Origin of the sequence: Longimicrobium sp. (genome assembly GCA_036377595.1) — a bacterium.
Lineage (GTDB): Bacteria > Gemmatimonadota > Gemmatimonadetes > Longimicrobiales > Longimicrobiaceae > Longimicrobium.
The window spans coordinates 1-26,350 of the sequence record DASUYB010000062.1; the positions used below are offsets into that span (position 1 = coordinate 1).

At 71.9% G+C, this 26,350-nt stretch carries 23 protein-coding genes; 9 read left to right on the forward strand and 14 right to left on the reverse strand.

What is annotated here, in order from left to right:
* The first annotated feature begins 164 nt into the window (after positions 1-164).
* Positions 165-737 (forward strand): GNAT family N-acetyltransferase, encoded by a 573-nt coding sequence (locus tag VF092_09020; GenBank protein HEX6747413.1) that lies wholly within the window; start codon positions 165-167, stop codon positions 735-737.
* Between the two features lie 301 nt (positions 738-1,038).
* Positions 1,039-2,430: a hypothetical protein gene (locus VF092_09025; GenBank protein ID HEX6747414.1), complete on the forward strand. Its 1,392-nt coding sequence runs from the start codon at positions 1,039-1,041 to the stop codon at positions 2,428-2,430.
* 176 nt (positions 2,431-2,606) lie between these two features.
* On the opposite strand, the gene VF092_09030 is transcribed toward VF092_09025, so the two are convergent.
* Positions 2,607-3,449 (reverse strand): hypothetical protein, encoded by an 843-nt coding sequence (locus VF092_09030; protein ID HEX6747415.1) that lies wholly within the window; start codon positions 3,447-3,449, stop codon positions 2,607-2,609.
* A 191-nt stretch (positions 3,450-3,640) separates the two neighbouring features.
* Here VF092_09030 and VF092_09035 point away from each other — a divergent pair, with 191 nt between their 5' ends.
* The 4 genes from VF092_09035 to VF092_09050 all read left to right on the forward strand — a co-directional run bounded on the left by VF092_09035 (position 3,641) and on the right by VF092_09050 (position 6,900).
* Positions 3,641-4,090: a transcriptional repressor gene (locus VF092_09035; protein HEX6747416.1), complete on the forward strand. Its 450-nt coding sequence runs from the start codon at positions 3,641-3,643 to the stop codon at positions 4,088-4,090.
* A 97-nt stretch (positions 4,091-4,187) separates the two neighbouring features.
* Positions 4,188-5,801 (forward strand): FAD-binding oxidoreductase, encoded by a 1,614-nt coding sequence (locus VF092_09040; protein HEX6747417.1) that lies wholly within the window; start codon positions 4,188-4,190, stop codon positions 5,799-5,801.
* A 283-nt stretch (positions 5,802-6,084) separates the two neighbouring features.
* Positions 6,085-6,420 carry a hypothetical protein gene (locus VF092_09045; GenBank protein HEX6747418.1) on the forward strand — a complete coding sequence of 112 codons (336 nt, stop codon included), beginning with the start codon at positions 6,085-6,087 and terminating at the stop codon, positions 6,418-6,420.
* Positions 6,421-6,438: 18 nt separating this feature from the next.
* Positions 6,439-6,900 carry a MerR family transcriptional regulator gene (locus tag VF092_09050; protein ID HEX6747419.1) on the forward strand — a complete coding sequence of 154 codons (462 nt, stop codon included), beginning with the start codon at positions 6,439-6,441 and terminating at the stop codon, positions 6,898-6,900.
* A gap of 142 nt (positions 6,901-7,042) precedes the next feature.
* On the opposite strand, the gene VF092_09055 is transcribed toward VF092_09050, so the two are convergent.
* Together VF092_09055 and VF092_09060 are read right to left on the reverse strand one after the other, a co-directional pair.
* Positions 7,043-7,561, reverse strand: a complete 519-nt coding sequence (locus tag VF092_09055; GenBank protein ID HEX6747420.1) for a DinB family protein — start codon at positions 7,559-7,561, stop codon at positions 7,043-7,045.
* A gap of 90 nt (positions 7,562-7,651) precedes the next feature.
* The gene (locus tag VF092_09060) at positions 7,652-7,783 is read right to left on the reverse strand and encodes a hypothetical protein (protein ID HEX6747421.1); all 132 of its coding nucleotides are present in this window, start codon (positions 7,781-7,783) and stop codon (positions 7,652-7,654) included.
* A 159-nt stretch (positions 7,784-7,942) separates the two neighbouring features.
* On the opposite strand from VF092_09060, the gene VF092_09065 reads away from it, so the two are divergent.
* Positions 7,943-8,107: a hypothetical protein gene (locus VF092_09065; protein HEX6747422.1), complete on the forward strand. Its 165-nt coding sequence runs from the start codon at positions 7,943-7,945 to the stop codon at positions 8,105-8,107.
* Positions 8,108-8,149: 42 nt separating this feature from the next.
* Here VF092_09065 and VF092_09070 read toward each other — a convergent pair whose 3' ends face one another.
* Positions 8,150-9,526: a CCA tRNA nucleotidyltransferase gene (locus VF092_09070; protein ID HEX6747423.1), complete on the reverse strand. Its 1,377-nt coding sequence runs from the start codon at positions 9,524-9,526 to the stop codon at positions 8,150-8,152.
* Between the two features lie 156 nt (positions 9,527-9,682).
* Here VF092_09070 and VF092_09075 point away from each other — a divergent pair, with 156 nt between their 5' ends.
* Positions 9,683-10,132, forward strand: coding sequence for a hypothetical protein (locus tag VF092_09075; GenBank protein HEX6747424.1), 450 nt, complete (start codon positions 9,683-9,685; stop codon positions 10,130-10,132).
* Between the two features lie 239 nt (positions 10,133-10,371).
* Here the strand turns inward: VF092_09075 and VF092_09080 are convergent, their stop codons facing one another.
* Entirely contained in the window at positions 10,372-10,734 is a 363-nt protein-coding gene (locus tag VF092_09080) for a VOC family protein (protein ID HEX6747425.1), read from the reverse strand.
* Between the two features lie 131 nt (positions 10,735-10,865).
* On the opposite strand from VF092_09080, the gene VF092_09085 reads away from it, so the two are divergent.
* Positions 10,866-11,156 carry a helix-turn-helix domain-containing protein gene (locus VF092_09085; protein ID HEX6747426.1) on the forward strand — a complete coding sequence of 97 codons (291 nt, stop codon included), beginning with the start codon at positions 10,866-10,868 and terminating at the stop codon, positions 11,154-11,156.
* On the opposite strand, the gene VF092_09090 is transcribed toward VF092_09085, so the two are convergent.
* The 9 genes from VF092_09090 to VF092_09130 form a co-directional block, all read right to left on the reverse strand.
* A complete protein-coding gene (locus VF092_09090) occupies positions 11,134-11,622 on the reverse strand; it encodes a methylated-DNA--[protein]-cysteine S-methyltransferase (protein HEX6747427.1) in 489 nt (162 codons plus the stop codon). The two genes, VF092_09085 and VF092_09090, sit on opposite strands and share 23 nt — an antisense overlap.
* A 94-nt stretch (positions 11,623-11,716) precedes the next feature.
* On the reverse strand, positions 11,717-13,438 hold the full coding sequence (locus VF092_09095) for a D-aminoacylase (protein HEX6747428.1): 1,722 nt from the start codon (positions 13,436-13,438) through the stop codon (positions 11,717-11,719).
* Between the two features lie 251 nt (positions 13,439-13,689).
* The gene (locus tag VF092_09100; GenBank protein ID HEX6747429.1) at positions 13,690-13,935 is read right to left on the reverse strand and encodes a hypothetical protein; all 246 of its coding nucleotides are present in this window, start codon (positions 13,933-13,935) and stop codon (positions 13,690-13,692) included.
* A gap of 157 nt (positions 13,936-14,092) precedes the next feature.
* The gene (locus tag VF092_09105) at positions 14,093-15,658 is read right to left on the reverse strand and encodes a beta-N-acetylhexosaminidase (GenBank protein HEX6747430.1); all 1,566 of its coding nucleotides are present in this window, start codon (positions 15,656-15,658) and stop codon (positions 14,093-14,095) included.
* A 299-nt stretch (positions 15,659-15,957) separates the two neighbouring features.
* Complete coding sequence (locus VF092_09110; protein HEX6747431.1) at positions 15,958-17,814, reverse strand: sodium:solute symporter family protein; 1,857 nt, start codon at positions 17,812-17,814, stop codon at positions 15,958-15,960.
* A gap of 383 nt (positions 17,815-18,197) precedes the next feature.
* Positions 18,198-20,051, reverse strand: a complete 1,854-nt coding sequence (locus VF092_09115; GenBank protein ID HEX6747432.1) for a glycoside hydrolase family 3 N-terminal domain-containing protein — start codon at positions 20,049-20,051, stop codon at positions 18,198-18,200.
* 232 nt (positions 20,052-20,283) lie between these two features.
* Positions 20,284-21,591 carry a RagB/SusD family nutrient uptake outer membrane protein gene (locus VF092_09120; GenBank protein HEX6747433.1) on the reverse strand — a complete coding sequence of 436 codons (1,308 nt, stop codon included), beginning with the start codon at positions 21,589-21,591 and terminating at the stop codon, positions 20,284-20,286.
* Between the two features lie 32 nt (positions 21,592-21,623).
* Positions 21,624-25,088: a TonB-dependent receptor gene (locus VF092_09125; protein ID HEX6747434.1), complete on the reverse strand. Its 3,465-nt coding sequence runs from the start codon at positions 25,086-25,088 to the stop codon at positions 21,624-21,626.
* A 27-nt stretch (positions 25,089-25,115) separates the two neighbouring features.
* Positions 25,116-26,189 (reverse strand): FecR domain-containing protein, encoded by a 1,074-nt coding sequence (locus VF092_09130; GenBank protein ID HEX6747435.1) that lies wholly within the window; start codon positions 26,187-26,189, stop codon positions 25,116-25,118.
* Between the last annotated feature and the right edge of the window lie 161 nt (positions 26,190-26,350).

Sequence of the window (26,350 nt, forward strand, 5' to 3'; positions counted from 1 at the left end):
ACGCGGAGCCGCGGAGGGATGAGGGTCGATCCTCCGCGGCTCCGCGTCTCCGCGTGAGCCCGATCGCTGAAGCAGTTGCGGCAGGGAGCGGGGGATGTAGCTTCGGCGCGGGCGCCCGCGCTGGGCGGGCGCCGCGATCCACGTGACCCCGCCCGCGCCGCCGCATGATGCCCACGCCCCCGGTGATCGAGACGGAGCGCCTGGTCCTGCGCATGGCCGAGGTGCGCGACGCGCCGGAGATCGTGCGCTACTTCAGCGAGAACCGCGCGCACCTGGCCGGCTCGCGGCCGCGCATGCAGCCGGAGCTGTTCACCGAGGACTTCTGGCGTTCGCAGGCGCACGCGGCGCTCAGCGAGTTCCGCACCGACCGCTCGCTGCGGCTGTTCCTGTTCGAGAAGCCGGGCGCGCAGCGCGTGATCGGCAACATGAACTTCGTGCAGTTCCAGCGCGGCGCGGCGCACCACTGCACGCTGGGCTACGGGATCGCCGCCGACCGCGAGGGGCGCGGGCTGATGCGCGAGGCGCTGGAGGCGGGGATCCGGCACGTGTTCGAGGTGCTGGACATGCACCGCATCCAGGCCAACTACGTCCCGTGGAACCGCCGCAGCGGCGGGCTCCTGCGCCGCCTGGGGTTCACCGTCGAGGGATACGCGCGCGACTACCTGTACCTCGACGGGCAGTGGCAGGATCACATCCTCACCAGCCTCACGAACCCGCACTGGAAGCCGGACGAGTAATACGAAGTCCGGGAATCTGCTTGATGCACGGACCGATCCCGCGCTGACGTCATCCTGAGGCCGGCCAGACCGCAATCAGCGTCTACGCAAGCGTTTGCAGGCCGAAGGATCTATCATCGCGTCGGCACGAGATCCGGTCAGACGCACCGATGCTTCACCCGGACTGGGTATAAGCGCCGCAATCCCATCCCGCCGAACCGTTATGCCGGGCTCGACCTGCCCGATCGTTGCCGTCCGCCGCCGCGGCAGGTAGTTTGAATCAAACCATTCGTTCACACACGCAGTTCCCCAGCATGTCCTGATGCCACGGTTCGTACCCCGGTGGCGCGCCGCCGCGCGGGGAGACGCCGCGGCGCCGGCGCGCGGTCCGGACCGTTCTCCGGTTTCGCCGCGCCGCGCCGCGTTTCTCCTCGCCATCGTCTCCCTGCTGGTCTACAACGCGAACGGGCGGGTGATCGCGGCGGGCGACACCCTTCCGGCGCGCTTCATCCCGTTCTCGATCCTGCTGGACCGGACCGTCGCCGTCGACCGCCTCTTCCGGGCGGAGTACGAGCATCTCCCCCCGCAGCAGCGCGCGCGGATCTGGTTCCTGCGGCCCAGCCACGGACACCTGTACTCCGCCTATCCCGTGGCGCTGCCGGTGCTCGTCACCCCGCTCTACGCGCCGTTCGTGTGGGCGAAGGGTGCGTGGACCGACCGCGAGATCCGCAGCGTGGCGCCGGAGGCCGAGAAGCTCGCCGCATCCGTCATCGCGGCGCTCAGCGTGGCGGTGATGTACCTGCTGCTCGCGGGGATGACCGAGGCGCGCATCGCCCTGGCGCTCACCGTGGCGTTCGCGTTCGGCACCACGACGTGGACCGCGTCGAGCCAGGCGCTCTGGCAGCATGGCGCGGGGGTGCTGCTCATCCTCCTCACGCTGGCCGTGCTGGCGCGGCGCCCGCGCCTGCTCTGGCTCGCGGGAACCTTCGCGGGGCTGGCGGTGGCCGTCAGGCCGAACAACCTCTTCTTCTGGCTCGCCCTCCTGGTCGTCTGCGGCCGCACGCGCCCGCTCCGCGCCCTGCCGCTGGCGCTTCCCGGCGTGGTGATCGGCGCCGCGGTGGCCGCCTACAACCTGAGCGTCTTCGGCGATCTGCGCGGCGGCTACGCGGGGTTCGCGGGGTCGGCGGGCTTTCTCGGCGCGAACGCGTGGACCGGGCTGGCCGGCGAGCTGGTGAGCCCCAGCCGCGGGCTGTTCGTCTACAGCCCGGTGCTGCTGGCGGGACTGGCGGGCGGATGGATCGCCTGGCGCGACGGACGGCTCCTGCGCTCGCCCGTGCTCGCCATAGCCGCGCTCTTCGTGCTGTCGCAGCTGGCGCTGGTGGCCACGTGGGGGATGTGGTGGGGAGGCTGGTCGTACGGGCCGAGGATGCTCACCGAGGCGGCCGCGGCGCTCGTGCTGCTTTCGGTGCCGGCGGCGGAGCGGCTCGGGTCGCGCGGGTGGGCCCGGCTCGGGTTCGCCGCGGCGCTCGCGGTCTCGGTCGCCGTGCAGGCGATCGGCGCGTTCGCGTACGACACCGCGGGCGGGTGGAACCAGTTTCCCGAGAACGTCGATCTGCACCCCAGGCGTCTCTGGGACTGGCGCGACTCGCAGATCCGCCGCACCGCCGGGATCCTCCTCCAGGGCGGATCGCCCGCCGACGCGTCCGCCCCGTGAAGACGGCGCGCAGCGCATGCCTTGGAGGAATCCCGGCGGGACGGCGGCGCGGAGGTGGGGACAACGAAGCGGGCCTCCGGCGGTGACGAACCGCCGGGGGCCCGCTCCGTTGGCCACCCGCACAGCGGGAGACACGCCCGGCTCCCGCCGCTAATCCCCCGGCCGATGCGACCGCCTCACCGGGGCGGCGGAGCGCCGATGCGGATGGTGTCGCGCGGCATGTCGGGCACCGGCTCGGTGACCGGCGGCGGCGCCTGGACGGTGTCGCGCCGGCGGCCGCCGCGGCGCGGCTGCTGGACGGGCGGCGGCTGCGGCACCAGCACCGTGTCGAACGGCACCGGCGCGGGCGACGGCGGCTCCACGTCCTGCGGCAGCGGCGCGGGCGGGGGCGGCGGCGGGCTCGGGCGCACCTCCACCGGCGGCGGGGGTGGCGGCGGCGGAGGCGCGGCCTCGCGGACCTCGCCCTGCTGCGCCTTCGCGCTGTCCACGGGCGGCGGCGGGGGCGGCACGTAGCCGCGCAGCCGCACGAACGGCGCGCCGCGCGGGTTGCGCACCAGCGCCGCGCGCGTCCCCGGGGGCCAGCTGGCCGCCGAGGGGAAGCCGGTGAGCTCGATCCACATCGTGTCCTTCACCACGTGGCCCGAGACGAAGCTGCCGTAGCCGCCCGGCTCGAAGGCCACGAACGCGAAGGTCCCGTCGCGCCGCACCTCGCCGACGATGGGAAAGGCCACGCTGTCGCGCACGTACTGACCGGCGATGGAGTCCAGCCGCTGCGTGGTGATGCGGAACTCGCCGGGCGGCACCAGGCGGTACACCTGCTCGCGCACCCGCAGCGTGTCGCGCACCGGGTACTCGAAGCCGGTAAACCGCCACTGCCCGCCGATCACCGGGAGCCCCGCGCGCTCCTCGAGCGTGGGGCGGTGCAGCGGCGGCAGCGGCTCCACGTCCGCTTTGGCCTCGTCGCACGCCGCCGCGCCGACCAGCGACACCGCCGCCAGCACCGCCTTCAACCGTCTCACCGGCCGTCTCTCTCTGGGATCTGGATGTGGTTGGAGCGCCGTCGGTTCCCCAGGCGCCCGCCGCCCGCACGAGGCGTGCCCGGCGCCGCCGCGCAGTGGACGCCAAGAGTTGACACGATATGGCGACATCCGTAGCTTCGACAGGGATGCCCGGCGGCGGGCCGCCGCTTTTACGCCACCAAGAGCACACCATGTTCACGATCGCGAGCGTTCGGCCCGAGGAGGCGGACGCGCTGCTGCGCCAGGCGCTCGAGGCCCACGGCCAGCGCTTCACCGAGCAGCGCGCGGCCGTCTACCGTTTCCTGCGCGGCACGGACGAGCACCCGACAGCGGACGAGGTGTTCACCACCGTGCGCGGCGAGCTCTCCGACATCTCCCTGGCCACCGTCTACAAGGCGCTGGAGACGCTGGTGAGCTGCGGGCTGGCGGTGAAGCTCACCTACGGCGACGACTCGGCCCGCTACGACGCGCGCACCGACGACCACTACCACTCGCGCTGCCTGAAGTGCGGCGTGGTGCGCGACGTGGCCGCCGAGGCCAGCGCCATCACCCCCTTCGAGGTCGGTGGCGGGTTCCGCGTCGAGGGGTACCGGGTGGAGGTGATCGGCTACTGCCCGGCGTGCGCGGTGGAGCTGGGCTGAGGGGACAGGTTACAGGGGACAGGGAACAGCGGGTTCGATAGATTGAGCGCTCTCCGGCGGTGTGCCGGGGAGCGTTTTTCGTTTCTGGGAGACGGGGATGGTGGAGCCGAACCGCGCGATCGAAGCGAAGCCAGACGCCGCCGCGTGGCCCCAGCGCCGTCGCGGCGATGTGTCCCGCGCGGCGATCGCCGCCGCGATCGACGGCTTCCGCGGCGAGTGGGTGCTGGACGAGGCGCGACGGCTCCCCTTCGGCCAGGCGTCGGGGATCCTGCACGCGCTCCCCGACGCCGTCGCGGTGCCGCGCGACGCGGCGGACGTGGCGGCACTGGTGCGCTGGGCGGCGGCGGCCGGGCACCCGCTCGTCCCCCGCGGCGCGGGGACGGGGATGCCGGGCGGCAACGTGGGCGCGGGCGTCGCCGTCGACCTGGTCACGCACTTCCGCGCGCCGCCGGAGATCGATCCCGCCGCGCGGACGGCGCGCGTGGGGCCGGGCGTGACGCTCGCGGAGCTGAACGCGGCTGCCTCCGCGCACGGCCTCCACTTCCCCGTCGACCCCTCCAGCGGCGACCGCGCGACCTTCGGCGGCATCGTCGCGAACAACTCCGGCGGCTCGCACACGGTGCTCCACGGCTCCGCGCGTGCCTGGGTCGACGCGCTGGAGGTGGTGCTCGCGGACGGCACCCTGGCGCGTACGGCGCGGGGCGAGCGCGAGAGGGACCCACGGCTGGCGGAGATCCTGGTTTCCGTCGACGAGATGCTGGCGGCGCGGCGGGACGAGATCCTCGCCCGCTGGCCGCGGGTGCGGAAGAACTCGTCCGGCTACGCGCTGAAGGAGTACCTGGAGAGCGGCGACGCGGTGGACCTGCTGGTGGGGAGCGAGGGAACGCTCGCGCTCGTCACCGCGGCCACGGTGCGGCTGGCGCCGATCCCGGCGGCGCGCGGGCTGGCGCTGCTGGAGTTCACCGATCTCGCCGCCGCGGGCGCCGCCGTCGAGCGCATCCTGGAGCTGCACCCCGCGACGTGCGAGATCATCGACCGCACCTTCATCGACCTCGTCCGCCAGGGCGACGCGGACCCCGGCTACCCGCTGCGCGAGGGGCTGGAGGCGATCCTGTTCGTGGAGATGGAAGGGGATTCGGACGACGAGGTGGCCGCGAAGCTGGACGCGCTGGAGACGCACGTCCGCGGCGTGGCGGACCGCGCCTCCATCGCCACGGATGCGGCGCGGCAGGAGCGGTTCTGGCACGTGCGCCACGCCGCCAGCCCGCTGATCGCCAAGCTGGCCGGCGACCGTATCTCCATGCAGTTCATCGAGGACGGCGTGGTGCCGGTCGCCCGGCTCGCCGACTACATCCGCCTGCTGCGGCGCGTGCTGGGCGAGCGCGGCCTCCCCGCGGTGATCTTCGGCCACGCGGGCGACGGCAACCTGCACGTGAACCCGCTGGTCGACGTCGCCAAACCCGGCTGGCGTGAAGAGATCGAGGCGATCGCGTACGAGATCGCGGAGGGCGTCGCCGCGCTCGGCGGCACCATGACCGGCGAGCACGGCGACGGCCGCCTGCGCGCGCCGCTGCTCGAGACCATCTGGGGCGCGGAGATGGTGGACCGCTTCCGCGCGGTGAAGGATGCGTTCGACCCCGCGGGCATCCTCAACCCCGGCGTCATCCTCCCCCTCCCCGGCCAGCGCCCGCTCGACGGGATCCGGTACTAAAGACGGCTGAGGCACGAGGCTTACACCAACCCGGTAACGGGTTAACGCACCTCAGACAGACCCCGAACTGACGTCATCCTGAGGCTGAGGCCGGCCACACCGTCCTTGCGTCGTGGACGATGGCGGCAGGCCGAAGGATCTATCGCCAGCCCAGCACGCGATCCGGCGAGTGGCAACGAATCTTCACCCGGGATTCGGAGTGAGCATCATCGGGCTTGCGTTCAAGTCGGCTTGAAGCGGTAGCATCTCTCCTGGAGTTGAATCTCACTCCCCGGAGAGACCTATGCGTACAGACGAGACGGCCGACATCCCCGTCGCCTGCGTCCCCTCGGCGATTCCCGCGGACGAGCGCGCGGAGCATGCTGTGCTCGCCAGGCGGCTCTTCGCCGAGGCGAGCCTCGAGACGCGTCCGCTGCCGGACGGCTGGGCGCTCCGCTTCGCGCCGGAGGAGCTCGAGCAGGTGGCGCGGTTCGTCAGCCTGGAGCGGCTGTGCTGCCCGTTCGTGACGTTCACGATCGAGGTGGCCCCGGGCTCCGGGCTGTGGCTGCGGATGACGGGGCCGGAGGGCACGCGCGAGGTGTTCGAGGCGGCGATGCCGGAGTTCGCCGCGAACGGGTAGACGGCGAGCGACTGTACGATGGACGAGATCCCGATCGGCGAGGTAGCGCGGCGGACGGGCGTGCGTGCGTCCGCGCTGCGGTACTACGAGGAGGCCGGACTGCTTCCGCCGGCCCGGCGCGCGGGCGGGCGCAGGATGTACCCGGCCGACGTGGTGCGGCGCATCCGCCTGCTGCGGTTCGCGCAGCGGGCGGGGTTCACCCTGGCGGAGATCCGCACGCTGTTCCACGGCTTCGACTCCGCCGTGGCGCCGGGTGAGCGCTGGAACGCCCTCGCGCGTGCCAAGATCGACGAGCTCGACGACCTGATCGCGCGGGCGACGCAGATGAAGCGGGGGCTGGAGATGGGGATGGCGTGCGGGTGCGCCAGCTTCGACGAATGCGTCCTGCCCGAGGAGCCCACGCCGCCCGATTCGCGGATCGACGCGCTGGAGATTGTGAACCTCCGCGCCGCCGGGACCGCGAATACAATCTCTGGGTGACGTATCGGTGCGTCCCCCGAATCTCGTGCTGCCGCAATGATAGATCCTTCGGCCTGCAACCGATCGCGCAGACGCTGATTACAGTCTGGCCGGCCTCAGGATGACGTCAGCGTGGGGCTTCGTACAAGCGTCGCCGCGCTGATCACGACGACGATGCGATGCCGCGGACGATCTTCGCGGTGGTGACGAGCTGGCCGACGTGGCGCATGGTGTGCTCGGCCGCGTGGAAGAGGAGGCCGAGCACGTTGCTGGGGAGGCGCTGGCGGCCGACCTCGCGCGGGTCCAGCAGCGTGGCGGCGTCGGTGGCGCGCAGCTGCGCGAGCGCCGTCTCGACCGCGTTCTCGACGACCCGCGTGAGCTCGCGCGCGCCCGGGGGCGGCTCGCCGGGCGCCTGCTCGCGGCGCAGCGCGGCGAACTGCTCGTCGCTGAGCTGCTCGCCGCGCGCGTAGGTGAAGAGGCGGTCGAGCGAGCCGGCCAGGTGCAGCGCGTGGAACCCCGCCGCAGCCGCGCCGCCCGGCCGCGACCACAGCTCGTCCGCGGTGAGATCCGCCAGCGCGGCGGCCACGTCCTCGCGCGCCATGATCAGCGCGTGCGCCACCGGCATCAGCAGCGGCGGGATTTCCGGCACGGGGCCGCGGAGCCACGGTTCGGGCTGGCTCATCTCGTCATCTCTCGATCCAGGAAAAAATGAGCGGGCGGGGCGCTGGCGGCGCCCCGCCCGTTCGCGTTCACCGCGAACGCGTGCGTGGCGTCACGGGCAGGTGCACGTGCAGGTGGGCGTGGCGCAGTTGCGCGACGTACCCGCCACGAACTCTTCGCGGTCGCCGGGCACCACGAACGTGTCCACCACGATGCCTTCCACGTCCAGCCGGATTTTCTCCATGGCTCCGTCTCGCGTGCTGTGGGGATTGAGCGTGGCCGCCACACGCGGCCGCATCCGAAGCTACCGACGCGCCGGTGGGGACGAAAGGGTGGAGGGGCATGGCGCGTGCGGCCCCAAATCACCGTCCCACTCTTCGCATCCCCACAACGGGAGGTATGGATGAAGAAGCTGAAGATCGACGTCGGCGAGCTGAAGGTGGACTCGTTCGCGGTGCCGGCGCAGGTGGAGGCGAAGGGCACGGTGATGGCCCACGCGCCGAGCTATCCCGATCCGGTGTGGACCTGTGCCTATCACTGCACCTGGATCGGCGTCGGCTGCCAGTGACGGCTACGCGGGAGGCCGGGTCCGGATCGGGGCCGGCCTTCGTCATTCACCCTCGATGAACTCCCGCTCGACGATCTCCGCCAGCGCGGCCGGCGTGTTCAGCGACGGGTCGTCGGTGACGCGCTCGAGCAGCGCGCGCAGGATCTCGCCCATGCGCGGGCCGGCGGGGATGCCGAGGGCGCGCAGCTCCTCGCCGCCGATGGCCACGTCGCCGATGTCGAGCGCGGCGCCGCTGCGCATCTCGGCGTCGGCGCGGCGGCGGAGCGCCTCGGCCTCGCGGACGCGCGCGGGGTCGGGGCGGGCGCGGCCCTTCGCGTTCGCCGTCTCCAGGCGCAGCAGGTCGTGCACGTACGCGCGGCCCACGCGGCGGAGCCAGCGCCGCACCTCCGGCCCCGGCGCGTCGTGCGCGGGGAGGTTCTCGTGCTGGGCCACCAGGTGCACGGCCTGGTCGCGCTCGGCGTTGGAGAACTTGAGCCGCGTCATCAGCCGCAGCGTGACGGCCGCGCCGGCGGCCGCGTGGTCGGGGAACTCCGCGCCGCCTTCCGACTCCACGCGCGTGGGCGGTTTGCCGGTGTCGTGCAGCAGCGCGGCCAGGCGGAGATGCGTCTTCGCCTCGGACGCGTCCACGGTGCGCAGGAGGTGGGTCCACACGTCCTCGTCCCCATCCATCACCCCCACGCACGCCTGCAACTCGGGATAGAGCGCGCCGAGCGCGCCGGACTGCTCGTACAGGCGCAGCGAGTCGGACGGGCGCTTCATCCCCCGCAGCACCTTGAGCAGCTCCTCGCGCACCCGCTCGGCGGAAAGGAGCGGGAGCTCGGGCGCGGACTCCCGGGCCGCCTCCCACGTGGCCGGATCGACGCGCATCGAAAAGCGCCCCGCGAAGCGCAGCGCGCGCAGCACGCGCAGCCGGTCTTCGCGGAAGCGCTCGCGCGCGTCGCCGACGGTGCGGAGGATACGATCGCGCAGGTCGGCCACGCCCCCGTGCGGGTCGCGGATCTCGTGCGTGAGCGGGTGCCAGGCCACCGCGTTGATGGTGAAGTCGCGCCGCGCCAGGTCCTCCTCCACCGTGTCGCTGAAGGAGACCTTCGCGTGGCGGCCGTCCGTCTCCACGTCGCGGCGGAAGGTGGTGACTTCGTAGAGATGCTTGTCGGCGCCGAGCACGCCCACCGTCCCGTGCGAGATCCCCACCGGCACGGTGTGGCGGAAGAGGCGCTGCACATCGCGGGGACGCGCAGCCGTCGTCAGGTCCCAGTCGTACTTGTGCGGATGCCCCGCCAGGCCGTCGCGGACGGCGCCGCCGACGGTCCAGGTGTCGAACCCCGCCTCCTCCAGCCGCCGCACGATGCGGACGACCTCGGGCGGCGGCTGCAGGTCGGCGGTGGGGACGTCGCCGGGGGCGGAGCGGGAATCGGTCACGGGCGCGGGAGCCGGGGCGGAACAGGTGGATTCATCGGCCCATCCGCCGGACCGAAGGCGCAAACGGCGAGTGGGCAAAGACTTGGCGGAACTGCTACAAACTGTTATCTTTGACGCCAACCACACACGCCTGTCCGCGCCTTCCACCCGACACGGATGAAGATCTTCGACCTGCTGGAACGCTCCAGCGCCACGGAGCCGTTCCGCGAAGCCGTAATCCGCTTCGTGCGCGAGGGGCGGCCCAACGAGCGCATCGCGTTCAACCGCGACGCGCCGCCGGTAAAGGTGGAGCGCACCGTCACCAAGGTGCTGGAAGAATACCCGGAGCTGCACATCGAATCAATCGAGGTGCGCGGCATGTCGGGATGCGAGTTCTTCCGCGGGGTGATGGAGGTGCACACCGGCGCCGAGGTGCGGAAGATCTCCTTCCACTGGGACTGCAAGTGGAAGGCGATGGAGATGGGGTGGCACGACTACTTCGGCTTTCCCGACCAGGCCCGTGCCGCGCGCGAGTTCGGCTACAACTGCTTCCGCGGCTGGAACGAGGACGCGGTGAACCGCAAGGCCGCCGAGCGCGCCGGCGAAGCGGAGGCGGTGACGGCCTGAGGGCTTGCGACAACGGATGGTGATGGACGAACGGCCGCCCCGGCGAGGGGCGGCCGTTTTCGCGTTGTGATCAGGGGGAGACGGGCGAATGGAATTCGCGGCAACAAGGGCACGAAGTCGCTGCGCGACTGCCGGGGCAGCATCATCCCGACAGGCCAGCACTGGCGCGGCCGCGGACGGCCCCCTCCCCCGGCCCCTCCCCCGCTGCGCAGGGGAGGGGAGAACTCAGCGCGGGCGCCTTACTTCGTCCCGAGCACGAACATGTTGCCGTCGGCGTCCTTGAAGATGGCGCTGGTGCCCCAGTGCTCGGTCTTCGGCGGCTGGGTGAACTCCACGCCCCTGGCCACCATCTCCTCGTACGTCTTCTGCACGTCGTCGGCGATGAACGACATGTTCATGAACCCGCCGATGCGCTCCTCCTGCCCCGGCGGGGTGAACAGCACCAGCCCCGTCTCCGCGCCGGGGATGCGCAGCTCGATCCAGCGCTGCTCGCCGAACGGCTGGTCCGTCACCACCCGAAAGCCGAGCTTGTCGGTGTAGAAGGCCAGCGCGCGGTCCTGGTCGCGCGTGGGAATGCTGACGAACTTCACGGCCTTGATCATCGTTTGCTCCGCGTGCGAAGGGGATGGGACTTCGTGGCGGGGACAATGAAAACCACACGGAGCTTGCGCATCAAGGCGTGTAGCGAGCACTATGGCAGCGGTTGCCACACCCACCCTCCTCCGCCGCGCCGATGCCCCTCGTCCTGGACGACTACGTGGTCGAGTCGCTGATGCCGGACCTGGTCGGCCACGACCATCACCCGTCCGCATTCCTGCTGTATCTGGCCCTCTGGCGGCTGACGGACGGCGGCGAGCGCGAGACGGTGGCCTCGCTGCGGCAGCTGGCGGAGGAGACGGGGCTGTCGCGCCGCGCGGTGCAGGACGCGGTCGCGCGGCTGGCCACGCGGCAGCTGGTGGAGGTGGAGCGCGGCAGCATCACCGACGTCCCCACCTACCGCCTCAGGCGCCCGTGGGTGCGGTGAAGCGTCCGGCGCCTTCCAGCCGCAGCAGCAGCGCCTTGGCGTCGAGGCCGCCGCCGTAGCCGGTGAGGGTGCCGTCCGCGCCGATCACGCGGTGGCAGGGGATCAGGATGGGGATGGGATTCGTCGCGTTCGCGCGGCCGGCGGCGCGGATCGCGGACGGATTCCCGGCGCGCGCCGCCAACTCGCGGTAGTCGATCGTCTCACCGGCGGGGATGCGCAGCAACGCCGCCCAGACGCGCTGCTGCCACTCCGTGCCCCGCGGCCGCATCGCCACCGTGAACTCGCGCCGCGCGCCGGCGAAGTATTCGTCCAGCTCGCGGCGGACGTGCGCGCAGCGGTCATCATCCCAAACGACATCGGCGTGCGCGCGATGGCGCGCGAAGCGGAGCTCCGTCAGCGCGCCGTCATCATCGACGATCGCCGTGAGCGGGCCGACAGGCGAGGGGAAGGTGGAGGCGTAGTTCATGTGATCTAATTGTCTCACGCAGAGTCAGCAGGGTTAGCAGAGAAACAGCTGCAGTTCTCTGCTAACCCTGCTGACTCTGCGTGAGATCAATAGGTCATCCGCCCCCGCGCCGAAGCGCGCGGCCGGCACGCTGGCCGGTGACCTGCGCGTTCCGCACCTCGGGGACGCCGTTGACGATCACGTGAATGATCCCGACGGAGGTCTGGATCGGGTTCACGAACGTCGCCCGGTCGCAGACGGTGCGGGGATCGAAGATCGTCAAATCCGCGTACATCCCCGCCTTCACGACGCCGCGGTCCGCCAGCCCCACGCGCGCCGCGGGGAGCGCCGTGAACTTGCGGACGGCGTCCTCCATCGTGATCACGTGGCGCTCGCGCACGTAGTGGCAGAGGATGCGCGGGAACGAGCCGTACGCGCGCGGGTGCGGGTGCTCGGTGACGGTGCTGTCGGCCGCGCGCGCGCCCGCGTCGATCCCCACGCTCACCCACGGCTGGCGCATGGCGTACTCGATGTCCTCTTCGCTCATCGAGAAGTAGATCGCCGACGTGCGCGAGCGGTCGGCCAGCAGGATGGAGAAGAGCGCGTCGACCACCGGCTGCCCGCGCGCCGCGGCCACCTCGCTCAGCCGCATCCCCTGGTACTTCTTCAGCGAGTCCTCGCCCACCCCGGCGATCATCACCCCGCTGGGGCCGCCGGCGCTCGCGCCGATGTTCCAGTCGCCGCCCGACGTCAGCTCGCCGGCGATGCGCTGGCGGGTTACGGGGTCGCGGAGGCGCGCCAGCATGCTGTCGGTGCCGCCCGCGTGCGCCCAGTTGGGGATGATGGCGTCGAGGTCCGTCCCCGACGCGGGATAGGGATACTGGTCGGCGGTGACGTCGATCCCACGGGCGCGCGCCGCCTCGATCGCGGCCACGGCCTGCGGCATCTTTCCCCAGTTGGCCTTGCCGCTGGCCTTGATGTGGTGCACCTCCACCCACGTTCCCGCCGTCTCGCCGATGGAGACGGCCTCGTTGATGGCCTCGACCAGGCGGTCGCCCTCGCTGCGGATGTGGCTGGCGTAGCCGCCGCCGTACTGCGCGGAGACCTTCGCCAGCTCCGCGATCTCGTCCGTGGGCGCGAACGACGCGGGCGTGTAGATGAGGCCGGTGGAGAGGCCCACGGCGCCCTGCTGCATGGCCTCGGCCACCAGGCCGCGCATCTGCTGCAGCTCGGCGGGGGTGGCGCGGCGGTCGGCGTCGCCCATCACGTAGCGGCGCACCGAGCCCACGGTGACGAAGGTGGCCAGGTTGATGGCGGGGCGCGCCGAGTCGAGCCGGGCGAAGTAGCCGTTCAGGTCGCGCCACGTCACGCGCCGGCGGGCGCTGTCGCCCATCTCCCTGAGCGTGTTGTCGTTGACCGGAACGACGCTGGTGACCTCGCCGGTGATCTCGGTGGTGATCCCCTGGGTGATCTTGGAGATGGCGCGCGGGTCGCGCAGCAGCGGGTACTCCGAGTGCCCCAGCATGTCGATGAAGCCGGGGGCCACGACCAGCCCCGTGGCGTCGATGGTGTCGCGCGCCTGTGCCCCCGGGAGCAGCCCGGCGGCGGCGATGCGGTCGCCGCGGATGGCCACGTCGCCGCGGTACCACGGGCTGCCGGTGCCGTCGACGATGCGCCCGCCGCGGATCAGCAGGTCGTACACGCCGTTGGAGATGCGCCCCGGCGCGGGCCCGCCCGGCGATGGCACGGCGGCCGGCCGCGGCTGCGGGTTGCACGCCGCCAGCGCGGCGAGGACGAGCGCGGCGGCGGAGCGGACGGTCGGGCGGGAGATGGGCATCGCGGTGCGGAGACGAGGATCGGCGGCTCGGAGACAGGCGGTTGGAAACCGCGGCAACAACGGCCCGAAGTCCGCCTTCGCGGACTCCCGCGGCTGCATCGCTGCGGGAGGCGGGCAGCCGTGCGAGTGAACGGGATGCGGGAGATTCGCCCCGCGGAGCCGCCCGCGCAAGGCGCACCGCCGGCGAACGCGAGGAGGCCGCGCGGGCGGGGGCGCGGCCTCCTGTTTCGTTCCGCGCCGGCGTGCGCCGGTCAGAAGCCGCCGAACGGGTTCACGATCGCGGCCATGCCGCTCGAGCTGTTCTGCGACGTCTCCTCGCCGATGGGCATCGTCGTGGGTCCCTCCTCGCCCTCGGCCTGGGTGGTCACGAACTCCTCGCCGACCGGCACCGTCGTGGGCCCCTCCTCGCCAACGGCCTCGGTGGTCACGACTTCTTCGCCAACGGGCACCGTGGTCGGGCCTTCCTCACCCACGGCCTGGGTTGTTACGTCCGGCATCTTCCTGCCTCCATCTCCGGTTCCCCCGAGGAAGGCGGACTGCCCTCCCTCGGGAAAACCAAACCTGCAGGATGAATGCCGCCGCCTGCGCCCTCATGTGCATGCAAGTCGTTTATTTATATCACTTTAGGATCTGATCGCCAGAAGAAGGGACGGCTCATCCCGGCGCGCGGAAACGGTACCCCATCTCACCCAGGCGGCGCAGATGCGCTGGAAGCCGGGCCTGGAACGAGGCCCAGTCGCGCGATTCGGGCGGCGACCAGAGGACCTCGGCCAGCGCGAGCATGCGGGGGAGCACCATGTACTCGGCGTGCTCCGGCGTGGCGACGTACTCGGTCCACAGGTTGGCCTGCGCGCCGAGGACGTGCCGGGCCTCGTCCGGCGTCAGCCCGGGCGGGACGGGCTCGAAGGCGTAGACGTCGGCCAGCGTGGTCAGCCCCTTGATGGCCAGCGGCTCGCCCGCCGGATCGCCCTGGTAGTGGTCGAAGTACACGGGGAACTCGGGCGTCATCACCACGTCGTGGCCCTGCCGCGCGGCCTCGATCCCGTGCTCCACGTCGCGCCACGCCATCACCGTGGCGTTCGGCGCCAGCCCGCCTTCCAGGATCTCGTCCCATCCCACCAGCCGCCGACCGTGCGCGTTCAGATAGCGCTCGATGCGGCGGATGAACCAGCTCTGCAGCTCCATCTCGTCGCGCAGCCCCTCGCGGCGGATCACCTCCTGCGCCACCGGGCTCCGGCGCCAGCGCGACTTGATGGCCTCGTCGCCACCCACGTGGATGTACGGCGACGGGAAGAGCTCCATCACCTCGCTGAGCACGTTCTCCAGAAACTCGAAGGTCGCCTCGCCCGGGCAGAGGATGTCTTCCTGCGTGCGCCAGCTGGTGGCCACCTCGAACGGCCCCGGCGTGCACGCCAGCTCCGGATACGCCGCCAGCGCCGCGCGCGAGTGCCCCGGCATCTCGATCTCGGGGACGACGGTGACGCCGCGAAGGCGCGCGTGCTCGACCACCGCGCGCACCTCGTCCTGCGTGTAGAAGCCCCCGTGCGGCGTGCCGTCGTAGAGCTCGGGCTCGGCCAGCGCGTGGCCGATGCGCGTCTCCCTGCGCCACGCACCGACCTCCGTCAGCCGCGGATAGCGCCGGATCTGCAGCCGCCACCCCTGGTCGTCGGTCAGGTGCCAGTGGAAGGTGTTGAAGCGGTACATCGCCAGCAGGTCGATGTACTTCTTGATGAAGGAGATGGGGAAGAAATGCCGCGACACGTCCAGGTGCATCCCGCGCCAGCCGAAGCGCGGCGCGTCCTCGATCTCCACCGCGGGGATGGCGATGCCGCGCCCGCCGCGCCCGTCGCGGACGACGAGCTGGTCGAGCGCCTGCACGGCGTTCCACAGGCCACGCACCGTCGCCGCCGACAGGTCCACGCGCTCGGGGGTGACGGAGAGCCGGTAGCCTTCCTCGCCGCCGTAGTCGCCGCCGCGGTCCAGGCGCAGGAAAACCTCGTCGCGGCCGGGCGTGTGCGGCGGGTAGTCGGGCATGGGGAGAACGGACGCGAACCTGCCGCGCGGCGCGAATATCCCCGCCAGCCAGGTCGCCAGCCACGCCACGTCCGCGTCGTCGCCGTCGGGGACGATCAACACCACGAACATCGACGGCAGGAACCACCCGTCGCGCGGCTCCAGCCGCCGCGGCCAGGGGATCAGCGGGTATCGCGTCGGGTCCATCGCCAATTCCGACATCCTCATCCCGTTACCGATAATCCGTCATTCCGAAGGCGCGGCGCCGACCTCTCGTCGCGCGCCAAACCCTTGCGCCTGAGGAATCTATGGCCTGTCGCCGCGCAAAAGCCGGGCTATCGCTCGAATGCGAATTATAGATTCTACGGCCGCCGCGCCAAAGCCGGTGCGGACGCAATATCCGGCAAGCGGCGGCGCTCGGAATGACAGGCTCTGATGCTACGACAAACGGAACCGCGGAGAATCGGAATTCTCCGCGGCTCCGCGTCTCCGCGTGAGACCGTCCGTCAATCCCCCGCCAGCGCGGGAATCGGCGCCTCGACGGGCGCGGAGGCGGGCTCGGCCAACGGCGCGGCGCGGCCCAAGTGGCGCGCGATCCATGCGAACGCGGCGGCGGCCAGCGCGAGCAGCCCGATCCCCGTCCACACGTCGCCGAACACGATGCGGCCGATGCCGAAGAGCGAAGCGTACACGGCCACGATCCCCGCCACCCAGTTGGTCCACGCCAGCGCGCCGCCGGGGATCGGCTCGCGCCCGTAGCCCAGGCGCCGCGACACCGCCGCCCATCCCGGCCCGCCCGGCCGCACGCGCCGGTAGAACGCGTCGAGCGTGGCCGCCGGCTCTGGCGCGGTGGCGAACGTCGCCGCCACCCACACGACGGTGCTCACGGCAACGGTCAGGATCATCACCCACGCGTCGCCGTTGGGGTCGCCGGCGGCGAAGCGCGGCTTCACGAACTCGATGGCCAGAAGCGACACGACGAACGACGCCACCATCGCCGAGATCTCGGACCACGCGTTGATCCGCCACCAGTACCAGCGCAGGATCAGCACCAGCCCCGTCCCCGCGCCGATGGCCAGCAGGAACTTCCACGCGCCCTCGACCGACGAGAGCTGCGACGTCACCGCGATGGAGGCCAGGAAGAGGAAGATCGTCGTGAGCCGCGACACCTTCACGTAGTGCTTCTGCGTCTCGTGCGGCCGCAGGAAGCGCTTGTAGAAGTCGTTGACCAGGTACGACGCGCCCCAGTTCAGATGCGTGCCGATGGTGGACATGTACGCCGCGGCGAATCCGGCCATCATGAAGCCGCGCCACGGCGTCGGCAGCAGGTCGACGAACGCGTGCACGTATCCCGCCTCGCGGTCCTGCAGCGCGGGATAGAGGATCACCGTGGCCAGCCCCGTCAGGATCCACGGCCAGGGGCGGAGCGCGTAGTGGGCCACCTGGAAGAAGAGCGTCGCCAGCACGCCGTCGCGCTCGGTCTTCGCGGAGAAGATGCGCTGCGCCACGTAGCCCCCGCCGCCCGGCTCGGCGCCCGGGTAGTACGCCGCCCACCACTGCATGGAGAGGAAGACGGCCAGCGCCAGCAGCGGCATCCACGCGTAGGCATGGATGCCGTCGGCGCCCACCTGCACGGGGAGCACGGAGATGGCCGCCGTCTCGCTGCCGAAGTGCGCCGCCAGCCCGGCCTTGAGCGCGCCCATCCCCCCCACCGCCCTCACGGCGAAAATGGCGAGGACGATCACCGCCGACATCTTGATCACGAACTGCACGAGGTCGGTCCACAGCACGGCCCACATTCCCGCCGCGACGGCGTAGGCCACGGTGACGAGGAAGCAGATCCCCACCGCCAGCACCTCGCCGGAGACGGTGACGCCGGCCACCGGCACGTCGCGCAGGCCCAGGGAGATGGTGAGGATCTTGATCATCGCTCGGGTGACCCACCCCATGATGATCAGGTTGATCGCGACGCCGAGATAGACCGCCCGGAAGCCGCGCAGGACGGCGGCGGGGCGGCCGGCGTAGCGGATCTCGGCGAACTCCACGTCCGTCATCACCCGCGCGCGGCGCCAGAGCCGGGCGAAGAAGAACACGGTGAGCATCCCGCTCATCACCATGTTCCACCAGAGCCAGTTGCCGGCGACGCCTCGCGTGGCCACGAGCCCGGTGACGACGAGCGGCGTGTCGGCGGCGAAGGTGGTGGCCACCATGGCCGCGCCCGCCAGCCACCAGGGGACCTGGCGCCCGGAGATGAAGTACTCCTCCAGGCTCTCGCCGCCGCGCTTCGTGAACGCGAGGCCGATCGCGGTGGAGAGGGCGAAGTAGCCGGCCACGATCAGCCAGTCGACCAGCGCGAGCTTCATCGGCGTGCTCCGGGTGAAAGCTCAAAAGTGCCCAGTGCCCAGTGCCCAGTGCCCAGTGGCGAATCCCGTCAATTGGCGGGAGAGCGCCTCGCCATCTGAGCCAGGGGGCGGTTGAAACCGCGGCAACAACGACACGAAGTCCGCCTTCGCGGACTACCAGCTTCGGCTCCGTCCCGACGAGGGTGCGCGCGGCCTGCTCCCGGGCGAAGCCCTACGATGCCCGCCGCGCGCTCCCGAACCTCGTCCGCTCCACGGCCTGTAGTCCGTGAAGGCGGACTTCGTGTGGTTGTTGCCGCGAATTTATTCGCCCCTTCTCAGCAGGGGAGCCAGCCACTTCCCCGTCGAGGAGTCACCCCCATTCCCCTTCGGCATTCAGGGAATCCTCATCCCCCGCCCTGCCCCGGCCGGTCGAGCCCGTCGCCGCGCTTGAACCAGGGGGGGAGGGAGACGGGGAGGCGGCCGGTGATGGGCGCCTCGCCGAGCAGCGCGCGGGCGGCGGCTTCCTGGCAGACGGGCTCGCCCCCCCAGGCCAGCAGGTACGCGGGGACGGAGGCGAACGCGTCGAGCAGGTACGGCGTGCCGAAGGAGACGGCGACGACGGGCTTCCCCGCGCGCGAGAGCTCCTCCACGAACGCCGGGATCACTCCGCGCACGCCGATCACCCCCGAGCGCTCCAGCGGCGACACGAACGCGGCCACGATCACCACGTCCGCCGAGTCGGCCTGCGCGCGCAGCGCGGCGAGCTCGGCGTCCGTCGTCCGCGCGTCGGCGCGCGCGCCGGCGATCGTCCGCCCGGGGCGCTCCAGCGCGCGGGCGAAGGCGATCCCCGAGATCGGATCGTTCGCCTCGGCATAGGTGACGACGAGCACGCGGCGGGCGGACGCAGCCAGCGGCACCAGTCCCCGCTCGTCGCGCGCGAGGGTGATGGAGCGCCGCGCGATCTCCATCGCCAGCGCCTCGTGCGCGCGCGTGCCGACGCGGTGGTCGACGGCGTCGAGGTCCACCAGCCGCGTCCGATCCAGCCCCGCGCGCGCCTTGTCCTCGAGGATGCGCAGGACGGAGCGGTCGATGCGCGACTCGGAGATTCGCCCCGCGCGCACCGCGGCGACCACGGCCTCGACGGCGACGTGCACGTCGCGCGGCATCAGCAGCACGTCGGCGCCGGCCTCGACGGAGAGGACTGCGGCCTCGGCGTCGCCGTAGCGGTTCACCACGCCGCCCATGTCGAGCGCGTCGGTGTAGAGGAGGCCGCGGAAGCCCATCTCCCCCCGCAGCACCGCGGTCATGAAGTAGGGCGACAGCGTGGCGGGCGGCGCGTCCTTCCCCAGCACGCCCACGGCGGCGATATGCGCCGTCATCACCCCGTCGATCCCTTCCGCCACCGCGGCGCGGAAGGGCGCCAGCTCCACCGCGTCGAGGCGCGCGCGGTCGCCCTGGATGGCGGGGAGGCCCAGGTGCGAGTCCTCGGCCGCGTCGCCGTGCCCGGGGAAGTGCTTGGCGGTGGTCAGCAGCCCGCCCTCGCGCGCGCCGCGGACGTAGGCGCGGCCGAGGCGGGCGACCAGCGCCGGGTCCTCGCCGAACGAGCGGGTGTTGATGATGGGGTTGAGGGGATTGGAGTTGACGTCGAGCACCGGCCCGAAGGTGACGTGCACCCCCACCGCGCGCGCCTCGGCCGCCGTCGCCCGGCCGAGCGCGAATGCAAGGGAATCGGAGCCGGCCGCGCCCAGCCCCATCAGCGGCGGGAAGGCCGTCCCGCCGCCCTGGGGGAGGAGGTAGGGATAGGCGTAGATGCCGGACATGCGCATCCCCGGCCCGTTCTCCATGTCGCTGGCGACGAGGAGCGGGACCTTCGCCATGCGCTGCAGCTCGTTGAGCTTGGCGGCGTAGCTGTGCGGGAGGCCCACCGACATCACCACCCCGCCGACGCCTTCGCCCTGCACCCACTGCCGCAGCTGGTCGAACTCGCGCGAGTCGACGGCCGCGTAGTCGCCGCCGACCCACGGCATCATCATCTGCCCCACCTTCTCGCGCAGCGACAGCGACCGCAGCGTGCGCTCCGCCCAGCGCGACGGCGGCGGCGCGCCCGGCCCCGTCTCCGGCTGCACCGCGCCCGCCCCGGATCGTGCCGCGCATCCGCCCGACACGAGGATGATCGAGCCGGCGAGTACGGCGAAGGCAGGGCGCAGAATCGAGCCGGTGAGCGCGGCGCAGGCAGGGCGCATCCGGGTCAGGCGCATCGCGGCGAGGATGGAGGGTCGACGGGATGGGATGCGCGTCGGCGTCATCGGGTGCGGCGAGGAGGTTGGGAGTATGCGAGTGAACTCGCGGCTACAACAACACGCAGTCCGCCTTCGCGGACTTCCCCGCATCCGCATCCTGCCGTCCCGCCGCGCCCTCTCCGTGGACAACCGGAGAGGGCGCGCGGTTCGGCAGTCGGTACTCAGCACTAAGCACTGGGCACTGGGCACTTCAAAGATTCGGATTCGTGCTGATCTCGCTCTGCGCGATCGGCCAGCACTCGGTGCTGCCGTACATGTACGGCGCGTTGGCCGGGTAGCCGCCCACCTTCCCCTTCGGCCACAGGTCGACGCCGTAGTTGGCCTTGTAGCGGATCAGGTCGGGCATCCGGTAGCCGGCGAAGAAGAAGTCCATCTTCCGCTGCTCGCGCAGCTCTGCCTTCAGGTCCGCGCCGCCGTACGGGCCGTGGCCGCCCACCGCCCGCCGCGCGTTGATGAAGCTCTGCACCTGCGCGCTCGTCCATCCCCCCGTGCCGCCGTACAGGCTGGCCTCGGCGATGATGTACTGCGCCTCGAGCCCCGACGCGAAGCGGATGTTGTTGCCGCCGGTGATGGTGTCCTCGGTGGTCCAGCGGCTGAACGAGTAGGGGACGTAGGGGATGAAGGCCGAGCGCGGATACGGGTTGCTGGTGAACATCCGCTGCTGCACCGCCGTGTTGTAGGGAACGCGCCGGTCCGTCTTCCCCGTCCACTCGGCCGGGTCCAGCCCCAGCGAGAACTCGGCCGGGGAGATGAAGCCCGAGGTGCGGTAGTACAGGTTGTACTTGTCCACCCAGTCGCCGAAGTTGTTGCTGTCGACGAACTTCACCCACACCTCGAAGCTCGGCGCCACCTTCGCGGCAAAGACGATGGCGTTGTTCAGGTCCTTCTTCGCCAGGTACGCCCGCGCCATCCCCACGTTGGCCATGTCGAGCATCTGCGGGTTCCCCGCGGCCAGCGTGACGGCGCGCTGGAAGAGGGAGATGGCCGAGTCGTAGGCGACGGCCCTGGAGACGGCCGGCCCGCCGGCGAAGGTCACCTCGCACTGGTAGTCGGCCAGCAGCAGCGTGCTGAACCCCGCGTAGTTCAGCGCGGTGGCGATCTGGATGGCCGGCGCCTTGGCCGCCTCCAGCTGGCGCACGCTCCTCACCCCCGTCACCCGCGCGCGCTGCATCCACGGGTAGCCGATCCCGTCCCACGCGGGCGAGGCGGGGGTGATGTCGCGCTCGTCGTAGTCTTCCCACGGGCTCCAGCCGTGCGCGAAGATGGCCTCGTCGCTGGCCGCGGCGCCGCTGTTGGCCACCCAGTTGAAGGCCACGTGGAACTCGCCCTCGGCGGCGGCCACCAGCGCGTCGTTCAGCTCGCCGCCCGTCACCTGCGGCTCGGTGATCTGCCCCGGCCGGTCCACGTTCAGCGCGCCCTCGCACGCCGCCAGGGCCGCCGCCGCGGCGAGCGCCACCAGCGACCGCAGGGCCAGGCGCTGCATCGAAATCCCGTTCATGAGGTTTCCACCCTTTCGTCCCGGTCCGGGGGTCAGAAGCTCACGTCGATGGAGGCGGTGATCCGGCGCGTCATGGGCACCGTCCAGTAGTCCATGCGCGTCCAGCCGAAGGCCTGCCCGTCCTCGCCCGGCTGGTTGATCCCGTTGAAGGTGACCTCGGGGTCGAGCCCCCTGTAGTCGCCCTTCCAGAGGTAGCCCAGGTTGTGCCCGGCCAGCGTGAAGGCCAGCCGCTCGGTGCCGAAGCGGCGGCTGAACGCCTGCGGCAGCGTGTAGGTCAGCGACACGTCGCGGATCTTCACGTGGTCGGCCCGCTGCGTGTACAGCGCGTCGTTGGCGCCCAGGTCGGCCGTGAGCTGCGCCCGCCGCTCGGGCGAGGTGGACGGGTCGTTCACCTCCGCGCACAGCTCGGCGCGGCAGCGGCGCCAGTCGGTCATGTTCAGCAGGTAGTAGCCGCCCTTGTAGTCCAGCAGCGTGAAGAGGCGGAGGTTGCCGAAGAAGGTCAGCGTGTTGGCCAGCGACGCTTCTTTCGTCGGCGTCGACGGGCCGAGATACCGCGCCTCGGAGGCGACGTAGCTGCTGGTCGCGGGGTTCCAGACGGGATCGTGCACCCAGTAGCCGGCCAGCGGGAAGCCCTCGACGTGGCGCTGGTTGAGGGTGGTGACGCCGATCAGGATGGGCTCCTGGTCGTAGCCGAAGCGCACCAGCCGGTTGCGGTTGGTGGAGATGCCCAGCCGCGCGTCCCACGCCAGCGTCCGCGTCTGGATGGGCGAGCCGGTGAGGCTCACCTCGATCCCCCGGTTGTTGATCTCGCCCAGGTTGCGGAACTGCGTCCCCCCGGCCACGCCCGACTCGGAGGGCGAGAGCGGCACGCTCATCAGCGCGTCGCGCGTCGTCTTGTCGTAGAAGGTGACCTCGAGGCCGAGGCGGTTCCCCAGCATCGCCGCGTCGAAGCCCAGTTCCAGCTCGCTCCCGCGCTCCGGCTTCACGTCGGGGTTCCCCAGCGTGGTCAGCCGGGTGGAAGAGACGATCTGCCCCGTCGACGGGTCCACCGTGGGGACGAGCTGGTAGGTCGTCACCTTGGCGAACGGGTCGGGCGCGTTCCCCGCCTCTCCCCACGCGGCCCGCAGCTTCAGGTTGTCGAGCCAGGAGACGCGGCCGAGGAACGGCTCCTCGGACAGCACGTAGGAGAGCGAGAGCTTGGGATAGTAGAGCTGGTCGATGTTGTCGCCGAAGATGGAGGAGTTGTCGACGCGCAGCGCGCCGGTCACGAAGAGCCGGTTGCGCCACCCCACCTGCTCCTGCAGGTAGAAGCCGAGCGACTTCACCGCGAGGTACTCGTCCCACGAGGTGTGGTCGGACGCCGAGCCCACGTTGCGCACCACGTCGGTGGGATAGCCCGTCCCCTGCGCGATGGTGTTGCGGTACTCGCTGCTGGTGTACTGCACGCCGAACGACAGCGCCGAGGAGAGCGAGGTGAAGGGGAGCCCGGTGGACACCGTCCCCGAGTAGTTCACCGTGTACAGGTTGTTGCGCGGCGCGCCCTGCGTCATCTGCCCCACCGTGGGCGCGAAGAGCCCGCCGGGCGGCACGTAGCGGTTGGCCTGCCGCGCGTTGATGTCGCCGCCCACCGTCAGCCGGTTGACCAGCCAGGCGAACGGGCGGTAGTTGAGCGTGGTGCCCAGCGTCACCCGGTCGCCGCGCAGGGTGTTCACGTAGCGGTCGAACTCGCCCGGCGTGCCCCCGTTGTAGCCGTAGACCTGCCCCGCCTGCGGCGCGCGGCCGGGCTGGTAGGTCCACGCGGCCTCGATCACGTTCGGGCCGTTGTCGGTCGACGGGAACGCCGTCTCCAGCCGCGAGTAGCCCAGGTTCACCGTGAAGTCCACCTGGCGCGACGGATAGAAGGCGAAGTTGGCGCGCGCGCCGGTGCGGCGGTCGCGGCTGTTGGCGAAGACGCCCTCCTCGCGGTCGCTGTCCACCGCGCCGAAGAACGAATATCCCTCGCCGCCGCCGCGCACCGAGAGCGCCAGGTTGCGCAGCTCGCCGTTGCGCAGCGCGCCGTCGAGGAAGTTGGCGCGCAGCACCGTCCCCGCGGGCACGCCCTGGCACCCCGGCCACTCCCCGGGCAGGCCGATGCGCACCGCGTCGCAGGTGGTGAAGCTGGTCCGCGTGTCGAGCCCCCAGTCCGTCTGCCCGTACTGCACGCGCGCGTTCCACTGCAGCGCCTGGCTCCCCGGGCGTCCCTTGCGGGTGATGATCTGGATCACCCCGTTGGCCGCGTCGGCGCCGTACAGGGTGGCCGCCGCGGGGCCCTTGATCACCTCGACCGACTCGATGTCGTCGGGGTTGATGGCGTCGAGCGCCGACGCCGTCTGCCCGCCGCCGGCCAGCTGCCCGGGCACCGGCGTCTGCCAGTTGTTGCGGAACGAGCCGCCGGCGCTGGACTGGATGCGCACGCCGTCGACGTAGATCACCGGCTCGGACGAAGCCGCCAGCGAGCCCACGCCGCGGATGCGGATGTTGCTGGCCGTTCCCGGGCTGCCGCTGCTCTGCAGGATGGTGACGCCGGGCGCCTTGGCCTGCAGCAGCTCGGTGACGTTGGCGTTGACCACGCGGTCGGTGATCTCCGTGGCGTCGATGGTCGTCACCGCGTTCCCCACCGTCCGGCGCGAGGTGACCCCCGCCGTCCCGGTGACGACGAGGCGGTCGAGCTGCAGCGCGGCCACGGCCAGGGAGAAGTCGGCCGTCGCCTGCTGCCCGTCCGCCACCTCCACCGTCTGCTCCGCGGACGCGTGGCCGAGGACCGTCGCGCGCAGGAGATGGCGGCCGGCGGGGACACCGGCCAGGGTGTAGTCGCCCGCGGCGCCGGTCACCGCCGAGCGCTGGCTGCCGGTGATGTTCACCAGCGCGCCGTTCAGCGGCCGCCGCGACCCGGCCTCCGTCACCACCCCGTGGATGACGCCGGCGACCACCTCGGCCGGCGCGTAGCGCGGGGCCGACGTGGCGACGCGCACCTCGGGCGCGGCCGGCGCGGGGACCGGCTCCGGCGCGGAGACCTCGGCCGCCGGCGCCGCCGCGCGCACCTCGGCCACCGGCGCGGGGGCGCGGCGAACGATGGTCACCCGCCCGGTGGCGGAGGGGAGCGCCTCGAGCCCGGTCCCCTCCAGCACCAGCGCGAAGGCGCGTTCCACGGGGATGGCCGCCGCGTGCGCCGACACGCGCCGCCCGGCGGGGAGCGCCTCGCGGCTGTAGGTCAGCCGCAGCGCCGCCTGGCGGGCCACCTCGAGCAGCGCGGCCTCCAGCGGCACGGCGTCCATGGCCAGCGTCACCGTGCCGCCGCGCCACGCCGCGGGGGGCGCGGTCCACGCCGCCGCGTCGGGGCGGGGAACGTCGAGGCGCGCGGCGGCCACGCGGGCGCCGGTCTGGCCGGGCGCCGCGCGGGCGGCGCCCAGCAGCGCCAGCAGGGCGAGGGCGAAGCTTGCGGACGATTGCGTGCGCATGGTCGGCTCCTCCGGTCGGCGGGGGGTTCAGAGGGTGTAGGTGGGGGCCGCGGGGCGCTCCGTGCGGGCGGGCGGCGCGGCGGTCAGCACGACGGTCAGGCCGCGGCGCTCCACGCGGGCGTTGAGCGCGGCGGCCATCTCCTGCAGCACGGTTTCCAGCGGCTCGTGGTCGAAGGTGATGGTCAGGTGCCGCGCGGCCAGCGCCGGGTCGGGCACCTGCAGGTCCACGTCGTACCAGCGGCTCACCTCGGCCGCCACGTCGCGCACCGGCGCGTTGGTGAAGGTGATGGTGCCGCGCGTCCAGGCCAGGTCGCGCTGCTCGTCGGCGGTCCGCACCACGGCGGCGCGGCCCGAGGCCACCTCGGCGGCCTGGCCGCGGACGAGGATGGCGGCGCCAGCGAGATCGCGGGTGGGCGCGCTGGCGGGAAGGACGGCGACGCGCCCCTCGGTGACGGCGATGCGCGCGGGCTCGCTCCCCGCGTAGTCGCGCACGGTGAAGCGCGTCCCCAGCACGCGGGTGACGGCGTCGGGGGTGTAGACGGTGAATGGCCGGCGCGCGTCGTGGGCCACGTCGAAGTACGCGGCGCCGTTCAGCCGCACATCGCGCGCGCTGCCGCCGAAGCGGCGCGGCCAGCTCAGCCGGCTGCTGACGCCCAGGCGCACCGTCGTCCCGTCCGCCAGCCGCAGCGTCTTCTGCTCGCCCTTTCCCGTGGCGACGGTGTGGCGGAGGACGTGGTCGCGGCCGAACGGGGTGAGCAGGGCGGCCGCGAAGCCCACCACCAGCACGGCGGCGATCCGGAGGACCGCCGCGCGCCAGGCGAAGGGCTTCGCGGCCGGGCGGCGTGCGTGGATGGGGTGCACGCCGGGAATCGCCCCGTCGCCGGCGGCGATCCCGGTGCGCCCGGCCACGCGGCTCCATGCGGCGCCAGCGCGGCCGCGCGCGGGGAGCCCGCCCGAGGCGTCCCACACGGCGCGGAGCGCTCGCAGTTCGGCCGCGTTGGCCGGCCCGGCCTCGCCCCACGCCCGCAGCTCCTCTTCTTCGGCGGGGGTGGCCACACCGGAGAAGTGCCGCACCAGCACCTGCCAGAGGCGTTCGTCCACGGAACCCGTTCCTGTGCCCTTGAAATCACGATTGATCGCGCGCGTCACACCATACGATGCACGAGCGCGCCGCTACCCCTACAAGGCGCGGAGATTTGATTTCGAAGTGATGGGAGACACAGCTGGATCTCACGCGGAGACGCGGAGTCGAGGAGAACTCA

Excerpts from the sequence above, each read along its gene's own strand:
- VF092_09020 (HEX6747413.1), top strand. The coding sequence starts at position 165 with ATGATGCCCACGCCCCCGGTGATCGAGACGGAGCGCCTGGTCCTGCGC.
- VF092_09025 (HEX6747414.1), top strand. The coding sequence starts at position 1,039 with ATGCCACGGTTCGTACCCCGGTGGCGCGCCGCCGCGCGGGGAGACGCC.
- VF092_09035 (HEX6747416.1), top strand. The coding sequence starts at position 3,641 with ATGTTCACGATCGCGAGCGTTCGGCCCGAGGAGGCGGACGCGCTGCTG.
- VF092_09040 (HEX6747417.1), top strand. The coding sequence starts at position 4,188 with ATGGTGGAGCCGAACCGCGCGATCGAAGCGAAGCCAGACGCCGCCGCG.
- VF092_09045 (HEX6747418.1), top strand. The coding sequence starts at position 6,085 with ATGCGTACAGACGAGACGGCCGACATCCCCGTCGCCTGCGTCCCCTCG.
- VF092_09050 (HEX6747419.1), top strand. The coding sequence starts at position 6,439 with ATGGACGAGATCCCGATCGGCGAGGTAGCGCGGCGGACGGGCGTGCGT.
- VF092_09055 (HEX6747420.1), bottom strand. The coding sequence starts at position 7,561 with ATGAGCCAGCCCGAACCGTGGCTCCGCGGCCCCGTGCCGGAAATCCCG.
- VF092_09060 (HEX6747421.1), bottom strand. The coding sequence starts at position 7,783 with ATGGAGAAAATCCGGCTGGACGTGGAAGGCATCGTGGTGGACACGTTC.
- VF092_09065 (HEX6747422.1), top strand. The coding sequence starts at position 7,943 with ATGAAGAAGCTGAAGATCGACGTCGGCGAGCTGAAGGTGGACTCGTTC.
- VF092_09075 (HEX6747424.1), top strand. The coding sequence starts at position 9,683 with ATGAAGATCTTCGACCTGCTGGAACGCTCCAGCGCCACGGAGCCGTTC.
- VF092_09080 (HEX6747425.1), bottom strand. The coding sequence starts at position 10,734 with ATGATCAAGGCCGTGAAGTTCGTCAGCATTCCCACGCGCGACCAGGAC.
- VF092_09085 (HEX6747426.1), top strand. The coding sequence starts at position 10,866 with ATGCCCCTCGTCCTGGACGACTACGTGGTCGAGTCGCTGATGCCGGAC.
- VF092_09090 (HEX6747427.1), bottom strand. The coding sequence starts at position 11,622 with ATGAACTACGCCTCCACCTTCCCCTCGCCTGTCGGCCCGCTCACGGCG.
- VF092_09095 (HEX6747428.1), bottom strand. The coding sequence starts at position 13,438 with ATGCCCATCTCCCGCCCGACCGTCCGCTCCGCCGCCGCGCTCGTCCTC.
- VF092_09100 (HEX6747429.1), bottom strand. The coding sequence starts at position 13,935 with ATGCCGGACGTAACAACCCAGGCCGTGGGTGAGGAAGGCCCGACCACG.
- VF092_09105 (HEX6747430.1), bottom strand. The coding sequence starts at position 15,658 with ATGGACCCGACGCGATACCCGCTGATCCCCTGGCCGCGGCGGCTGGAG.
- VF092_09110 (HEX6747431.1), bottom strand. The coding sequence starts at position 17,814 with ATGAAGCTCGCGCTGGTCGACTGGCTGATCGTGGCCGGCTACTTCGCC.
- VF092_09115 (HEX6747432.1), bottom strand. The coding sequence starts at position 20,051 with ATGCGCCTGACCCGGATGCGCCCTGCCTGCGCCGCGCTCACCGGCTCG.
- VF092_09120 (HEX6747433.1), bottom strand. The coding sequence starts at position 21,591 with ATGAACGGGATTTCGATGCAGCGCCTGGCCCTGCGGTCGCTGGTGGCG.
- VF092_09125 (HEX6747434.1), bottom strand. The coding sequence starts at position 25,088 with ATGCGCACGCAATCGTCCGCAAGCTTCGCCCTCGCCCTGCTGGCGCTG.